The organism is Bradyrhizobium septentrionale (assembly GCF_011516645.4).
In the GTDB taxonomy this organism is placed as follows: domain Bacteria; phylum Pseudomonadota; class Alphaproteobacteria; order Rhizobiales; family Xanthobacteraceae; genus Bradyrhizobium; species Bradyrhizobium septentrionale.
In genome coordinates this window covers 506,111-521,936 of record NZ_CP088285.1, presented here as the reverse complement: position 1 = coordinate 521,936, position 15,826 = coordinate 506,111, and the positions used below count along the sequence as shown (strand labels likewise).

At 58.2% G+C, this 15,826-nt stretch carries 11 protein-coding genes and 1 pseudogene; 6 read left to right on the top strand and 6 right to left on the bottom strand.

Annotation, left to right across the window (positions count from 1 at the left end; all coding sequences use genetic code 11):
* Positions 1 to 2 precede the first annotated feature (2 nt).
* A complete protein-coding gene (locus HAP48_RS04375; protein ID WP_166202952.1) occupies positions 3 to 1,337 on the top strand; it encodes an IS1182 family transposase in 1,335 nt (444 codons plus the stop codon).
* Between the two features lie 423 nt (positions 1,338 to 1,760).
* Here HAP48_RS04375 and HAP48_RS04370 read toward each other — a convergent pair whose 3' ends face one another.
* Positions 1,761 to 3,104: an IS1380 family transposase gene (locus HAP48_RS04370; RefSeq protein WP_166208111.1), complete on the bottom strand. Its 1,344-nt coding sequence runs from the start codon at positions 3,102 to 3,104 to the stop codon at positions 1,761 to 1,763.
* A 375-nt stretch (positions 3,105 to 3,479) separates the two neighbouring features.
* Here HAP48_RS04370 and HAP48_RS04365 point away from each other — a divergent pair, with 375 nt between their 5' ends.
* Positions 3,480 to 4,823: an IS1380-like element ISBdi2 family transposase gene (locus HAP48_RS04365; protein WP_166204320.1), complete on the top strand. Its 1,344-nt coding sequence runs from the start codon at positions 3,480 to 3,482 to the stop codon at positions 4,821 to 4,823.
* A 606-nt stretch (positions 4,824 to 5,429) separates the two neighbouring features.
* Here HAP48_RS04365 and HAP48_RS04360 read toward each other — a convergent pair.
* The 5 genes and pseudogenes from HAP48_RS04360 to HAP48_RS04340 all read right to left on the bottom strand — a co-directional run bounded on the left by HAP48_RS04360 (position 5,430) and on the right by HAP48_RS04340 (position 11,703).
* Positions 5,430 to 5,942 carry a hypothetical protein gene (locus HAP48_RS04360; protein ID WP_166214554.1) on the bottom strand — a complete coding sequence of 171 codons (513 nt, stop codon included), beginning with the start codon at positions 5,940 to 5,942 and terminating at the stop codon, positions 5,430 to 5,432.
* Positions 5,943 to 5,993: 51 nt separating this feature from the next.
* Positions 5,994 to 8,318: a S8/S53 family peptidase gene (locus tag HAP48_RS04355; protein ID WP_166214555.1), complete on the bottom strand. Its 2,325-nt coding sequence runs from the start codon at positions 8,316 to 8,318 to the stop codon at positions 5,994 to 5,996.
* An 8-nt stretch (positions 8,319 to 8,326) separates the two neighbouring features.
* Complete coding sequence (locus HAP48_RS04350) at positions 8,327 to 9,166, bottom strand: trypsin-like serine protease (RefSeq protein ID WP_166214556.1); 840 nt, start codon at positions 9,164 to 9,166, stop codon at positions 8,327 to 8,329.
* 15 nt (positions 9,167 to 9,181) lie between these two features.
* A complete protein-coding gene (locus HAP48_RS04345) occupies positions 9,182 to 10,372 on the bottom strand; it encodes a hypothetical protein (RefSeq protein ID WP_166214557.1) in 1,191 nt (396 codons plus the stop codon).
* Positions 10,373 to 10,636: 264 nt separating this feature from the next.
* Positions 10,637 to 11,703: pseudogene (locus tag HAP48_RS04340) on the bottom strand (IS630 family transposase).
* Positions 11,704 to 11,780: 77 nt separating this feature from the next.
* Between HAP48_RS04340 and HAP48_RS04335 the strand changes: the two are divergent.
* From HAP48_RS04335 to HAP48_RS04320, 4 genes are all read left to right on the top strand, one after another.
* Positions 11,781 to 12,137: a hypothetical protein gene (locus HAP48_RS04335; RefSeq protein ID WP_166214558.1), complete on the top strand. Its 357-nt coding sequence runs from the start codon at positions 11,781 to 11,783 to the stop codon at positions 12,135 to 12,137.
* A gap of 304 nt (positions 12,138 to 12,441) precedes the next feature.
* Entirely contained in the window at positions 12,442 to 13,041 is a 600-nt protein-coding gene (locus tag HAP48_RS04330) for a hypothetical protein (protein ID WP_166214559.1), read from the top strand.
* Positions 13,042 to 13,043: 2 nt separating this feature from the next.
* Entirely contained in the window at positions 13,044 to 14,714 is a 1,671-nt protein-coding gene (locus tag HAP48_RS04325) for a hypothetical protein (protein ID WP_166214560.1), read from the top strand.
* The gene (locus HAP48_RS04320) at positions 14,711 to 15,823 is read left to right on the top strand and encodes a cytochrome-c peroxidase (protein ID WP_166214561.1); all 1,113 of its coding nucleotides are present in this window, start codon (positions 14,711 to 14,713) and stop codon (positions 15,821 to 15,823) included. Before HAP48_RS04325 ends, HAP48_RS04320 begins: the two co-directional genes overlap by 4 nt.
* The last annotated feature ends 3 nt before the right edge of the window (positions 15,824 to 15,826 follow it).

Here is a 15,826-nt window from a genome sequence, read left to right as displayed (position 1 = left end):
CGATGAGCAAGTATTTTCGGCCTTGGAACATCGATCAGACGCTGCTTCTGCCGCCGAATGTGCAGGACTTCGTGCCGAAAGGCCATGTCTCGCGGTTTATGGTTGATCTGGTGCGGGAGAGCCTCGATCTCAGGGAGATCATGGGCAGCTATGTGAGCGGGCTTGGGCAGCCGCCGTTTGATCCGCGGATGATGGTGGCGCTGCTGCTGCATAGCTATGCGAGTGGGCTGTATTCGTCGCGTCGGATTGCCAAGGCCTGCCGGGAGCGGAACGATTTTGTGATGATCGTGGCGCTGGATGCGCCGGATTTTCGGACGATCAGCGACTTTCGCAAGCGACATTTGAAGGCGCTCGGCGCGCTATTCGTGCAGGTTCTGAAGTTGTGCGAGACGGCCGGGCTGGTCAAGCTCGGTCATGTCGCGCTGGATGGTACGAAGATCAAGGCGAACGCGTCGAAACACAAGGCGATGAGTTATGAGCGCATGAAGAAGCGCGAGGCGGAATTGAAGGCCGAGGTCGCTCGCATGCTGGCGGCCGCCGAGGCGGCGGATGCCTCGGAGGATGAGACTTTCGGCAACAGCGACGAACTGCCGGACTGGACCGTCGACAAGCAGAAACGGCTGGCGAAGATCCAGCAAGCGATGGCGGCGCTGGAAGCGGACGCCAAACTGGCGGCGGAGGAAGAGCGCCGCATCGAGGCCGAAAAGGAACAGCAGCGCCAGGCCGAAGGCCGCAAGAAGCCGGGCAAACCGGCGGCGCTGCCATCGGAGGAACCCAATCCCAAGGCGCAACGCAACTTCACCGATCCGGAAAGCCGCATCATGAAGTCGAAGGATGGCTTCGTTCAGGCCTATAATGCCCAGGCGGCCGTCGATGCACATGCCCAGATCATTGTCGCGCAAGAACTGACCCAGCACGGCAGCGATCAGGGCCAGTTGGTGCCCCTGATCGAGGCCATCGAGAGCAATCTTGGCCGCAAGCCGCGGCAGGCCTCAGCGGATTCCGGCTACTGCAGCGAAGCCAATCTCGAAGCGCTCGACACACGCAGCATCGATGGCTATGTCGCGCCCGGACGCGCCAAACACCCGACAGTAGCGAACGGAAAAGTCGGCGGCCCGCTGACACAGGCCATGCGAAAGAAGATCGACGATGGCGGCTTCGAAACACCCTACCGATTGCGAAAGCAAGTGGTGGAGCCGGTGTTCGGGCAGATCAAACAGGCAAGAGGCTTCCGCCAGTTCCTGTTGCGGGGCATCGAGAAAGTGCGCGCCGAGTGGACAATGATCTGCACCGTCCATAACCTCCTCAAGCTGTTCAACCTCGCAAACGCAGCCTGAGCCTGCTACTCTACAACAAATGCCCGTCACGAAAACATATCTGGACGGGCTCCTAGGTGATTGGCACACCTGTTACGAGGTCGGGGCTTTCTTGACTTGCCGGGCCGCTTGTAGCTGGTCCGGCTTGCTCCCACGTCTAGACGACCAACTTGGGGAGCGCGCTGTGCGGCCTCCGTAACGCATCTGCCGGGGTAACGGTGAAGGCCAGTCCGTCCTCGCTCGTGTGCCTGCGTCAGCGACAGTGCCGCAAATCATGACGTTGCTAGCCCGATCTATTCACGAGAGCACGGTCGTTCTTGACGTCTGACGGGGGCTGGCGGCTGGCGTGGGTGACCGTCCGGCCTTTTGTCACCGGGTTCTACATCAAGCTGTTTTGTACGCGTTGGAGGAGTGGGGCGGGTGAGCGGGCGCAGGCCCGGTCGGTTACGGGCCGAGCGGGAGCAGCGCGCCGGGCAAGCTGCGGAAGAGGTCGGCTTCGGGGCATGCCGCGGCGAACGCAAGGCGAATGCGGCTCGCGGTTTCGACGACCCGGGCTGCGATTTTCAAGAGACGAAGACGCAGCGTCGCGAACTCGGCAGTGGCCAATTCCCGGACTTTGGGAATGGCGCCGCGCACGGTCAGCATCAACCAATAAGCGGCGGTGTGGAGAACGAGACGGACCTGGTTGGCGAGCGCCGAACGGCAACTGGTGCGATCGGAGGCGAGCTGCGTCTTATGCAGCTTGATCAGATTCTCGGCTTGGCCGCGCGCGCAATACAGGCTGTCGTAGATCCACTCGGCCGAGCCGACATCGAGGCTGGTGACGACGAAGCGGATGTCGAGGCCGAGCATCGTCGCCTCAATACGGGCGACGGTGCGCCGTTCGCGATCCCAGGACTTTGCCTTGTGGCGCGTCTCGGTATAGCCGCGCAGAACAGCTAGGTTCTCGATGGCGCGTCGGGTGCGGATATCGTCGGCGACCTCGTCGACGTTTCTGGCGAGCGGCTTGGTGCCGGACAGACCGAAGATGTAGTCGATGCCGTTGGTCTCGCACCACGCCATTGCCTCCGGCCGGGCATAGTGCCCGTCGCCACGGAACGTAATTCGCGTGTTGTGCCACCGCGTCCGGATATGCCGTATCAGGCGGCGCAGATGGGCACGCACCTCGACCCCGCCCGGCGTCTTGCCGGGCCGCAGCACGACCGCCACGGGCCGGCTCTTCTCCGTGTCGTAGACGTGGATCGGCAGGAAGCAGCGTTCGTCATAATGAGCGTTGAACAGCGAGAGCTGCTGATGGCCGTGGACGACATCGCAGGTATCATCGATGTCGAGCGTGACGGATGCCGGCTCGCGCGGGTAGCTATCCATCCATGCGTCGACCAAAGTGTAGGTCAGTCGGATCACGTCGCGCAGGCGCGGAGCATTCTCCAGCCGCGACAGCGTCGGTTGGGAACACAGATCGCGACCCGTGTCCGGCAGCCGTCCGCAGGCCAGCTTGAATGCGGGATCGGACCGCAGATGATCGAGGTCGTCGGCGTCCTCGTAGCCGCAGCAGATCGCGAACATGCGCGCGCGGAACATATCGACAAGGCTGTGCACGACCCGCGTCGGATCGCGCCGATCCGGGAACACCCGGGCCAAATTGTCGGCCAAGCCGAGACGCCGCTCGGCCATCGCCAGAAGCATCACGCCCCCGTTCGAGGTCAGCCGACCGCCATCGAAGGCAGCTGTGACTTTCTTGGCGTGAACGGCTGGAAACGAGAAGGGCAGAATCGTATCATCGGTCATGGCGGGCCTGGCGTTCGCGGTTGAGGTGATGGGGTTGGCTTTGCAACCGAATCCTACGCCGCATCAGCGCTTTACACCACGCTCGCCAGCCTCTCAGGCGCCCTCTCGCGAATAAGACGGGCTAGAGTGACATCAAAAAAAGTGACTTTCAAGCCTTAAAACAAATCATAAGCCATTGAGTTTACTGCATAATATGCCGTTTTTGGCTGGTCTCGGCCGTTTGAGCGGCTGGCCAGCCAAGGCCGAGCAGTTAGCCCGTCTTATTCGTCAGAGTGCGCCTGAGAGGCTGGCGAGCGTGGTGTAAAGCGCTGATGCGGCGTAGGATTCGGTTGCAAAGCCAACCCCATCACCTCAACCGCGAACGCCAGGCCCGCCATGACCGATGATACGATTCTGCCCTTCTCGTTTCCAGCCGTTCACGCCAAGAAAGTCACAGCTGCCTTCGATGGCGGTCGGCTGACCTCGAACGGGGGCGTGATGCTTCTGGCGATGGCCGAGCGGCGTCTCGGCTTGGCCGACAATTTGGCCCGGGTGTTCCCGGATCGGCGCGATCCGACGCGGGTCGTGCACAGCCTTGTCGATATGTTCCGCGCGCGCATGTTCGCGATCTGCTGCGGCTACGAGGACGCCGACGACCTCGATCATCTGCGGTCCGATCCCGCATTCAAGCTGGCCTGCGGACGGCTGCCGGACACGGGTCGCGATCTGTGTTCCCAACCGACGCTGTCGCGGCTGGAGAATGCTCCGCGCCTGCGCGACGTGATCCGACTGACCTACACTTTGGTCGACGCATGGATGGATAGCTACCCGCGCGAGCCGGCATCCGTCACGCTCGACATCGATGATACCTGCGATGTCGTCCACGGCCATCAGCAGCTCTCGCTGTTCAACGCTCATTATGACGAACGCTGCTTCCTGCCGATCCACGTCTACGACACGGAGAAGAGCCGGCCCGTGGCGGTCGTGCTGCGGCCCGGCAAGACGCCGGGCGGCGTCGAGGTGCGTGCCCACCTGCGCCGCCTGATCCGGCATATCCGGACGCGGTGGCACAACACGCGAATTACGTTCCGTGGCGACGGGCACTATGCCCGGCCGGAGGCAATGGCGTGGTGCGAGACCAACGGCATCGACTACATCTTCGGTCTGTCCGGCACCAAGCCGCTCGCCAGAAAACTCGACGAGGCCGCCGACGACATCCGCACGCGACGCGCCATCGAGAACCTGCCGGTTCTGCGTGGCTATACCGAGACGCGCCACAAGGCAAAGTCCTGGGATCGCGAACGGCGTACCGTCGCCCGTATTGAGGCGACGATGCTCGGCCTCGACATCCGTTTCGTCGTCACCAGCCTCGATGTCGGCTCGGCCGAGTGGATCTACGACAGCCTGTATTGCGCGCGCGGCCAAGCCGAGAATCTGATCAAGCTGCATAAGACACAGCTCGCCTCCGATCGCACCAGCTGCCGTTCGGCGCTCGCCAATCAAGTCCGCCTCGTTCTCCACACCGCCGCTTATTGGCTGATGCTGACCGTGCGCGACGCGATTCCCAAAGCCCGGGAATTGGCCACAGCCGAGTTCGCGACGCTGCGTCTTCGTCTCTTGAAACTCGCTGCCCGTGTGGTCGAGACCACGAGCCGCATTCGCCTTGCGTTTGCCGCGGCATGTCCCGAAGCCGACCTGATCCGCGGCTTGCCAGGCGCGCTGCTGCCTCTCGGTCCTTGACCGGCGGGGCGTCCGCCCCCCGTTCGCCCAACCTACACCTCAAGCGCGTTGCAAAGTACGGGTCGGTCAGGCGGTGAAAAGCCGAAGGCAATCCCGCGCGCCTCGTCAGAGCAGATGTGCGGCCACATCAATCGGACTAAAAAAAGCACTCTCACGAATAGGACGGGTTAGCCGAGCGTGAGCGAGGCTGCCAAAGTGTAAATCGGCGCCGAAGCATGACCCTCCAACGTGAGGTGAATCAAAGACTTATCGTGCCGATCGGCGCCGGGACCCCACACCGAATAACAGACGACGGGATCAGTGAGACGCAACTGTTTGAATGCGTTCTCCCTTGTGCGGGCATCCTGGACGCAAAGGTTGTAGCGCGCCCGCCACGCCGGAGGCCGTTCGAATGGCGCATTCAGGTCTCCGTCAACACGTACAACCCCGGTGATCGCTTTAGGCGCCACTGGCTGCGGAAACGCCAGGCTTAACGGTCAGCTTGTGAATGTCCACGCGCGAAGCGGCGACTGAGGCCGTCGCTGACACGAGCCGGAACTGGGAAGGCACGGGCTCTATTTTGACAGCCGCGGCGGTAGTGTCTCAGTTTGAATTTTCAGGGCGCGGTTATTGCAGATAGGAGAAGGCGATAAACGCCACAACGATCATAATGATTATTCTGACCCCCTCTAACCTTCCCGCAATTGGAAACGTGGGGTCCAGCTCTGGACGTTCTAGTATCTTCGCCTCTGCCTCGCGGTAGCCATGCCAACTCCTCCAATCCGCAGCAATTTCAAGCACAGTGACGAATGCTAGGAACGGAATTATCCAGCGAACTACTGGAAACAGATAGTCTGCGGCCTTCGCCATTGGTTGCGTCTTCAGCCAAATGAAGCCGCCTATCGTCGCGATTGATAATTGAACGAAACGGTTGAAAGCACGGTCCATCCGGTCGGTGTAATAACTGATCTGTGCGCAAATTCGCTTATAGCGTTCTTGATCCATGTGCCCCTCCGCACTATGCTTACCGCCAAGCAATAAAGGTTGTAGCGCGATGCCAAGAGGACCAAAAGGCGAAAAGCGCCCCGCCGACGCCATCGGCAACGCCATCATGATTGCCAAGATCGCCACCGGCGACACGGGTCTCTCGTGCCGATTCGAGCCGCGATGAGCAAAACCCGACGTACTGACCTACGGCTGCCACAGATCGCAGTTGTCGCAGAAGGTAATGCTCTCGAGATTTCTGATATCCATCGTCTCGACGTCCCCGAGCCTTAATCCATCGGCAGATGCCACGGCCTCCTGAAAGCCCATGCTGCTGAGCTGGCCGCTCGCCAGTGCGCAATCCGTGGGAAAATCTAGCGCTCCCTGATTGCTCGGTCCGGTCTTGCGGACGACACTGACCTTGTTAGGCGTGTTCGTGCGATGAACTTGCGCAAAATTGCTCTGAACGAAGGGGACATCGCAGAGCGTGCGGCCGGGAGCCCAAGTAATGCGGCCGAGACGCATCTTCCCGTCACCCATGCGTAGAACGTCAAAAGGAGTGGCGAGCGCTGTGGGTATATCGAGCACCCGAGACGATCGCGTTGTTTCCCGGAGATCGCTGGAGAAGCGGCCGCTCGACAGGATTCTCGCCTTGCGCCTTGCACCGGCCGTGAATTCCTGGAGCAGGTTGGAGGCAAAGGACGCCAGCGGGGCCGAGAACGACGTGCCGCTCAGCACGACCGGCTCGAACTTTTGCGACGTACTGTTCCAGGACAGGGTCGGCACCGCACAACCGGGCGCGCCGATATCGACAAAGGATTTGCTCTTGTTGGATTTAGCCCAATATCTATTGTCGGATGACACGGCGCCAACCGTCAATACATTCCGCTTGGAAGTGCCCCCCCACTGCGCCGGAATGATGCCGACGACGTCCGCTCCGTCATTGCCGGCGGCGATCACAAACAGAACTTGTTGCTGCTCATCGAAATAGCCGCTGAAGTCGGGCGCCTCTTCCATCGTCTCGATATTGAATTTGAGGCTCAGGTTGACGGACACGATATCGGCTTGACCCCAGCCGGTTCCGGACAGGCTTCGCGTGACCGCGTTGGCATCGACACCCAGCTTGTTGCCGGGAAGCCGCTGATAGCCCATTAAGTCGACGATGAAGCCACCTTGCGTATCGATGTGTTGCCAGAGCCAGCCTTCATCCAGAAGCTGCGTTCCTCCAAGCGCCAGCGTGAGCACGCCGACGCCGTGGCTGGCATTCTCCGAGTTCTCGTTAAAGTATTCCGGTGGACGCGCGACCGTCCACAAAAAGCGCTCTCTCAGTGGATCGTCATCGCGCGGACTGGGATGGAAGAAGTTTTGGCTGAACGGGGCGGTGCCGACCTTCCCGCGCGGGAATCCGGTGTCGAGGATCAGCAGTCTGCCCGTGAGCGGCATTTTACCGATGCGTTTGCGCGCTTCGAGGACGGTCTTGAGTTCGTCGAGATCGATCGGCCATTTCTTGGCCGCGCCGGGCGTGCAGTCGCCGGCGCCGCCACTGAGCGGTTCAGCAAAGTACGGCGTGAACTTCGACAATTGGCCGACCGCCGAGGCCGTCGGCGGCAAAGCCGCGAAGATTTCCTTCGCAGCCGCCTTGACATCGGTGCCTTCCTTGAGGGTGAGCTGATATCCGCCAGGCGCGAAATCCGACGTAACAACGCTGGAGCCGGTAGGCAGTCTGCTGAAGTCGGTCGTCTGATTGGACGCCCGAATATCTTGCGCTCGCGCGATGCGCTCGAATGCGGTCGAATTCAGGATCAGGTTGCTGTCGAGCGACGTTGCGTCGGTGGCGAGCGATCCTTTCAGCAGCTTCTTGTATTGTTCGCTCGCACCAGGATCGAGAATGCGCCCGCTGTCGAATCCCGCGACGATGGCGGGGCCCTGCTGGACCAATTTCTTTGGAATCGTCTTGTTGAGATGTTCGTAGCCTATCAGTTGGCCGCCCCAATTAGTGCTGGAGACATCCTCGAGCGCCGCGGTCGTACTCGCGCTTGCGATCCATTTGGTGCTTTTGGGGAGCGCGGCAGCAGACGGTTCGGTCTTGCGCATCGCATCCTGCAACGTACGCGCCGTGGTCGGGCTCAGCTTGCCCCATTCGATGCGCGTGTTCGATGCCTTGGCCGTCGCAAGCTGCTCGTCTGCATAGAGGCAGGCCGGAAAGACCAGCGTTGCGTCCTTGGTAAGAATCGTCTTCCCAGATCGAATATCTTCATTGCCGGCGTTGGCCGATAGAAAGACCGGAAGATAGTAGCGGCGCGCATTGGCGGTACCGCAGATCTCCGCGATCAGCTTCAAGATGTCCGAGTTGGCCGTGGCCGGGATCATCCGTTCTTTTCCGAGCTTGGCGGCTGCTACCACCAGCTCGGGAGTGAGTTTTGTCGTTTTGATGAGAAGGTCCTTGCTGGTGTCCTGGCCAAGAGCCGATGGCGAACAGAGTCCAAGCAAGGAAATCAGGCACCAGGAAACGAGCAGCTTACGAGCGCGCATCGTGGCCCTCAAGGCGAGAATCGATCGTGACAAAACCGCGCGTCCTGGTGAACGCCGCATATGCGTGCCTTCTTGTCGTCCGCCCAGTCGCGGATGAAGTCCGCCATCACCCCGGTAAGTCCTGTTATCGCGGAGACGCGGTTAATCGCGATATAGCCCGAATTGATGCCGACGATCGACCGTGGATTTACCGGCTTGTCGTCGACCGCCAGCATGTAGGCGGAGCCGCCGCTGTCACCCGGACAAATCACGACGCCGCCCCGGGTTCGAACATGGCCGGTCGGCAACGTGGCCAACTGGTATACCCTCGCGCTGCCGCCATAAAGCTCGCCGTCGCCGGCGAGGGTATTCACATTGCGACAGCCAAACCCGAGCAGATACAGGTTGCTGTCGATGCGAACGCGCGTCGACCGCAGATCGAGATTTTCAAATCCTATGGTGCTGGGAAAATCCTTCGAACTGTAGCACAAGGCAATATCGGCCTCGAGTGTCTCGCCGACGAAAAGCGGATGCGTGGTGCAGTCGATCGGAAATATATCGACGCCCAACTCCACTTTTGCCTGGGTCGCACCAGTGACGCAATGTGCCGCCGTTATCACCGCGCGTTCGCCAACGATGGTGCTGGTGCAGGCAAAATTATCCGACAGAAAATATTTGAGCGTTGCCGGCCACGTCGCTACGTCCTGCCTGGTGCCGCCGTCGATCTGGGGGGCGCCTGCGCCGGCGGGCGTAGCTTTCTTCATGACGATTTCGGCCGCGTAACCGGACGAAATACTGCCAAACGCGAGCAGCAGCGCGGCAACGCCCAGCAACCGTGTCACGCGCTGGCGACGGGATTCATCCGACATTGCGAAGCTCCAGCCCTATTGCTTCGGCAGGGCGCGGAATAGCGACCAAACGAAATCCAGTTGAGTATAGCGGAGGATCGACTTGCCGTTGGCGTCCTTGGTAATGAACCAGTTCGAATCCGGCGGTCCGTTAGCGCTCTCGCCATTCGGCATAAAGACCTGTAGCCGATCGTTGCCGCTCGCGCCGATGGTCGCGCGTGCATGACAAGTGATGCACGACGAGCTCTTCTGGAAGCCTCCTTCGGGTTGCGAGTTGGCGAGCAGCGTAATGTTTCCACGCGAGTCGACGAAATCTGTTTGCGTGCCCCTCAGCCGAAAGAACGCCCATTTGGTTCCCTGTAAACCGATTCCGCTGGGCGCCAAGTTGCAATTATACGGAGCGGTCGGACATGAAAAGCTGTCGCGCGATTCGAGCATCCATGGCTCATTTCCCGGGCGCGTTGGGTTATCGACATGCTCGAACGTTGCCCAGAACCAATTCGGCAGATCCTTCGTGGTGATATGGAGCGCGGTTAGACCGAAAATGATGGTCGTGGTGCCCTGGCGAAGCGTCGTCCAGTGGTACCGGGGCTTGTCCGCTTCGCTAATCACACGCCATTGCGCCTTGATCTCCTTGGCCGGAAGCGGGAAGGAGATCGTCAATTCACCGGCCTTGGCGAGCGCGTTCTGACCATCCCGATTGTAAAGCGTCTTGCTGCGGACGAATTCGTAGGCCTCCTTGTTGAGACGGGTTTCGTTGATTTGGTTTATTGCCGCGAGGGGATCAAACGCCGGCTGAAAAATTCCAAGTTGATTGTCGCGGGCGATTTGTTGGAGCGGCCTGGGATCGACGTCGGCAGCGTTCCGCGAGGCCACCACAGCCGGTTGGTCCAGCCAATCGCCGGGATCCTTTCCATCCGATCGAAAAACCTCACCGCGCGCGTTCTTCCAAGTTTCCCAGACAACCGGTCCGTCCGCACCGAATTTTGCGGTAGGACTTGCGGCGCGCCTTGTCACATCTGCGGGCCAATTGAGCGCGACAAACAATTTCCACGCGTACTCGTCAGGACGATTAATCGCGGCCGCCGTGTCCTGCGGAATATCATAGGGCTCGCTTTGGGCAGGTGTCCCTGACGCGAAGCAAACCGCAGTCAAAACCATGAAAAGTCTACTAAAGGCCGGACTATTGAAAGGTGCGGAAATGAAGAACGGAACCAGGCGATACATCGCAGCCTCCGGTCAATGGAATACGCCCATATCATCGGTTGCACGACCGAGGGATGTCAAGACAAAGACGTCAATCGAGGATAGCGGTGGTCGGATCCCTCTGACGACCCTTGGGTTCGCCTGCTCGTTCCGGTTGACTTCGGCAATCCGGGCTAATACAATCAAAAGTAGCATATTTGGCGTGGAATCGAGGCACAAATGAATTTGTTGCACACCTCGATCAATTGCGCATCTCCGATGCATGTGCGGACCTAGTACCCAGAATCAGAGCTGAGTGATACGGCGGCCTTTGAAACGGCGTTGACGGACCTTTTTCTTGGTCCAGACGAAGGGCTCGGCTCTGTCGTTGTATGCGTTGACGTAGGCATCGATGTGCTCCTGAAGCTGCGTGAGGCTTGTGAAGGAGGTGCCGCTGAGCGACTGCCCCTGCAAGATCGAAAACCATACCTCGACCTGATTGAGCCAAGACGCACTTGTCGGCGTGAAATGAAATTGCACGTTGGGGTGGGCCTTGAGCCAATGCTCGTTCTTCTTGTGGGTGTTGAGGTTGTCGAGGATGACGTGAAGCTTCCGGTTCGGAAAAGCCGCGGTGACGCTGTTCATGAAGTCGAGAAACTCGACGCGGCGTCGGCGTTTTGAATGCGCCGCGATGATCTTTCCGGTGGCGACTTCGAGCGCCGCAAACAATGTTGTGGTGCCATGCCGCTTGTAATCGTGGCTCTGGCCGGTCAAGGCGCGGCCATTGGGCAACTTCAGATAACCCTGCGCTCGCTCCAAAGCCTGGATCGAGGGCTTCTCGTCCACGCACAGCACAATGGCCTTCGCGGGCGGGGCGACATAGAGGCCGACAACATCGGCGGCTTTGGCCGTAAAGTTCGGGTCGCTGCTCTCACACCAGGACTTACGAGCCGCGAGGTCAATCTTGTGGCTGCGCAGGAACCGCCAGACATATTGGACGTCAACATCGCCCAGCGCCCCGGCCAGCAGGGGCCCGGTCCAGCGTGCGAACCCGTCCGGCGGCGGCTTGTCCAGCAGCTTCAGAATCCGCTTGTCGGTGGCCTTCGTATAGATTGGCTGCTTGCCCGGTCGCGCGGCTTGTCTTGCAGCCCTTCAAGGCCTTGGTCGGCATAGCGATGCCGCCAAAGGCTAACAATCCGCGGCTGGACCCCAACTTCCTTGGCGATCGACCGAGTGCTGCGTCCATCCGCCGCCAACAGAACTATCCGCGCCCGCTTCAAATCGCGCTGCAACGTCACCGGGGAGCGGCAACACGCCTCAAGCACCTTGCGATCTTTCCTCGAAAGGTGGACTTCTCTTGCTTCGGGTATCATCCCGACCTTGAATCACGACTCACGCTTTAAGAAAAGTAGGTACTAGTCATCGAGCGCAATTTCGATTGGTGAATCGGATGACCAACAAGATCAACGCATGGACAGATTTCCAGCAATTCATGGATGATTGCTGTCAGAGGCTGAATGTCGATCCTGATGTGTCGGGCCACGGTCGCTGGTGGCGCGCCATGACCTATCAGGTATTCGTCACCGACGGGAAAGTCAAAGGTCAGAGGGTTGTCATGCCGGGCGATCCCGACAATTCAGTTGTACTTCATGCGTTGCGGGGCGACACGCCTGATTTTAGCAGCACGGGCCGTTTCAAGCGCATGCCGCTGGGCGGAGCGTTTTTTGATGATGCCGATATTCTCGAAATTGAGGACTGGATTCGTCGCGGCTGTCCCGAGAATCCGGATCCTATCCCAATGGCCTGAAGTCCTTTATAGCCCCCACAGGATACCCGCCCAGGCGAACGAGTGAAGGTTATTTTTCCGATTGGCAACGGAATTTCTTCCAGAGCGAGCAAAGCGAAGCTACGAATCCATAGCCAGCTTCCCCCAGATGAAGCACGCCACGATTCTTCCGGTAAAGAAATAGCCGGGTATTGGACCGACAAGTAGGTCATCAACGCGCGCTAATGAACGCGAGGATAGCCTGACGTCCTCGATACCGCCAAATCCTCGTAATCAGGATTGTTCACTCCCTTAAGTTGTGTAATAGTTCAGTTTTCGGAGTTCCATGAAACTCATTGATTGGTTTCGGGGCAAGAAATTGGTGACACTTAGCGTCACCGGAAATCTGCCGTCCGTCGTCCAATTTTTCACTGGAGATGACGCTCCATCCAAGTGGTGGTCTCACCCGCTCGGCAACGAAATATACAACGGCTATCAAGCTCTCCTTGATGATAAGGATTCGCTGCAGCTCAAGCTTGTAGACCGAAAGGTAACCCTCGCTCATCGTAGTCTATGGCCAACCTTGCTGCGCCTTGCAATCGATCCTGCGCGACGTAAGTCGGTGAAGGGGAAGCTCTCGAAACCTGCGGCGAAGCTTTTAGGTATCGTCGAAAAATCTGGATCGGTGCGCCTTGATTTCGTTGAACCTGAGTGGTCAGGCGGCTCGAAGGGTCTGAAGCGTGCTCGTGAAGAGTTAGAGCGTTATGGCGCTGTATTGACGCAAGATGAGCATACAGAGCGAGGTAGCCATCAGCTTGTGCTGGAAAGCTGGGAGCATTTCCGAGAGCGCGCCAGGATCCCGGAAAAGGATCTACCAAGCCTGCAAGAGGCGACGGCAAAGATTTCAAAATTGGTAGGGCCGCATAAAACGACGCTAACTTCTTAAAAATGATGGAGGCGACATTGAGAAATTGCTTATTCGTTTTGGGGCTTTTTACGTTGATTGCTCCTGCTCATTCGGCTCAAGAGAAATCGCTACTAAAGCAAGACCAGTTGCGCGTTATCCCGGGCGTTGATCTTGGAATTGCCGACGATGAAACGTTTCGGCGACCAAACTCTTGGGGCGATCTCAATTCCAGCAAGACAAAATTTGCGAGCGAGGAAAAGCTGTTGCCCACTGAACGTCTCCTGGGCGGGCTGCATAGTGGTCCGGCAAGCAGGCCGGGCCTGTCAATCGCGTGGCGCAACGCTGCGCAGGTTGAAGAAATTGAGGTAAGGGTTAGAAATCTTGGTAATCAACCGGGAGAGGGGCGTGTTTGGGTTGACGTCCTTGGAGAGAGCGGAAATCGAATCTTGCGTCTTGAGCCTCCCGACGAGCTCAAGATCATCCGGCTGCCTGCGTATGGAAATGGTGGTCGTGAGGGCAAGATTGTGCGGATGAAGTCTAGTCGTGAGTTGAATAATATCATCGATCAATTTGACCGGGACAAACGCCGATATCATGTGCAAGCGACAGTCGAGACGATTGGGATGAAGGACGCGAACATTGGGGATAATATCAAAACCAAGTCGTGGAATGTCCCCCACCGTGTCGAGCCTAAGCAGCGAAACGCATTCAATTACGTTTACAAGAACGTCGAAGACAAACCCGTAAGGGTCAGATGGCTCTTCGAGAGAACACCCTATCCCGCAAATTGGAAGATAACGGGTATCCCTGCGTCCAACGCACCTTTCGTCGTCGCACCCGGCGAGGAAATTAGAGGTGCGTTGACGATGGATGCCCCGCAGCAAATAGAGCAGGGTGCATTTGTTGAAGCAAGACTCTCGCTAGTCAATGCCGATACCGGCGTTGTCTGGCAACAGAGAGAATGGTTTCAGGTTTTTGATCTCATTCCTCCTGTCGTCACGGATTACCGTTTGGTGCTGACAGACGATAGACGCATCGCGATACAGGCATTGGTTTCCGATCAAGGGTCGGGCGTCCTTGAAGCAACGGGAGTTTCGACTCAGTATTCAACAGACGGCGGCCTCACCTGGGCCTCTAAAGCACACAACTATAAGGCTGGGAATTTCGTCGTGCCGACGCTATTCGAAGCTGTCTTGGGGCCTTTCGCTCCGGGTACTGATGTCCAGATACGGTTCAACGCAAAGGATACGGCGGGCAATTCAAGTTCGCTGATTCCTGACGCAGCTACCGCGGTGCTGGCACCCAAGGGGGCAGAGAAGCTTATTGATCTTGCCACCGTGTTCCCGAGGACACAACCCAACGCTGTTTTCACGCTTGAACCGGGAGCGTTGGATCTAGGGCAGATCGCAAGCCGGTTTGCGGCGGAAATTGCGACTTCCTCCAATGACGCTGCCCATATCGAATCTCTTTCGACACTCTTGAAGCAGGTTCCGGTTACAGAGGCTGCGCGAACCGACTTAATGAACGCAGCTCGTCGGTTATCAACGGATAGCACGAAGACAATTGCCGCCCAGCGCTTTCAAGAGGTGATCGGCGATCTCGCAATAAGCTCTGCTCAAACAGCCGAGGCACGGGCGCTTCCACTTACGAAGATTGATGCGCCGGGCTCTGCGCAGCTCAAGATGTCTACAATTGGCTTCAAAATTCAATGAGAGTGCCCTTTATTGTTGTGGGCGTTCTTCTCGCCTCAGTTGGCGTTTCGGCGGCGGAGCCGTTTGAGCTTCGCCGCCCTTTGGGACTGATTGAGCCCGACATACCGCTCAATCGGCCGTTGACACGCGAGTTGGTAGAGCTCGGCAAGAAACTCTTCTTTGAACCCGCCTTGTCCCGGTCAAAGGCCACAAGTTGTGCAACGTGCCATGACCCTGCCTTTGGATACGCAGATCCAAGATCCGTAAGTGTCAATGACAATGGCTTGCCCCAGAAGCGAAACGCGCCATCACTTTACAATGTAGGCTTTTTGCCTACGTTGATGTGGGATGGACGATTTCGATCTCTTGAACAACAGGCTCCAGATACGTTCAAGAAGAATGGCGATATGGGACAAGACATAGACGATGCGGTCGCTGCGCTCGCGACCTTGCCCGAGTATCCCGCGTTATTCCAAGCTGCCCTTGGATCGATACCAACAGCGGATGGACTAGCGCGTGCGCTTGCGGCCTTTCAGCGTACATTGGTCTCTGGGGATTCGCCGTTTGACCGGTTCCTGTTTGGAAATGATTCCTCCGCGCTAAACGAAACAGAGCAGAGGGGGTTGGAAGTCTTTTCGAATAAGGCAGGTTGTCTCAACTGCCACGACGTGTTCCACCCGCGTTTTAATGCGCTAGGCGGAGGCGTAGCTCTCTTTACCGATTTTCGGTTTCACAATCTCGGTGTCGGATACCGTCTAGGTGGATTTTCTGATGGTGGGCGCTACCTCTGGTCAAGAGACGCGACAGAATGGGGGTCGTTTCGGACTCCCGCTATTAGAAATCTCACGCTGACTGCGCCTTACATGCACAATGGCAGCTTCAACTCACTCGAAGAGGTGGTGGACTTCTATAACCGGGGAGGGAATCCTAACTCGAACCTTTCGCCATCTATTCATCCCTTGTTTTTGACAAGCATAGAAAAGCAGCAACTTGTCGCTTTCTTGAAGTCGTTGACCGATCCTGAAGCCGCCAGGCTGGCAACAATCTCCAAGCCGCAGCCTCAGCCGGCAGTGCCGTCATTTGCGAAGCATGAATCTTCCCTCAAGGAATTAATCTCATCCGAGCGGTGAAGT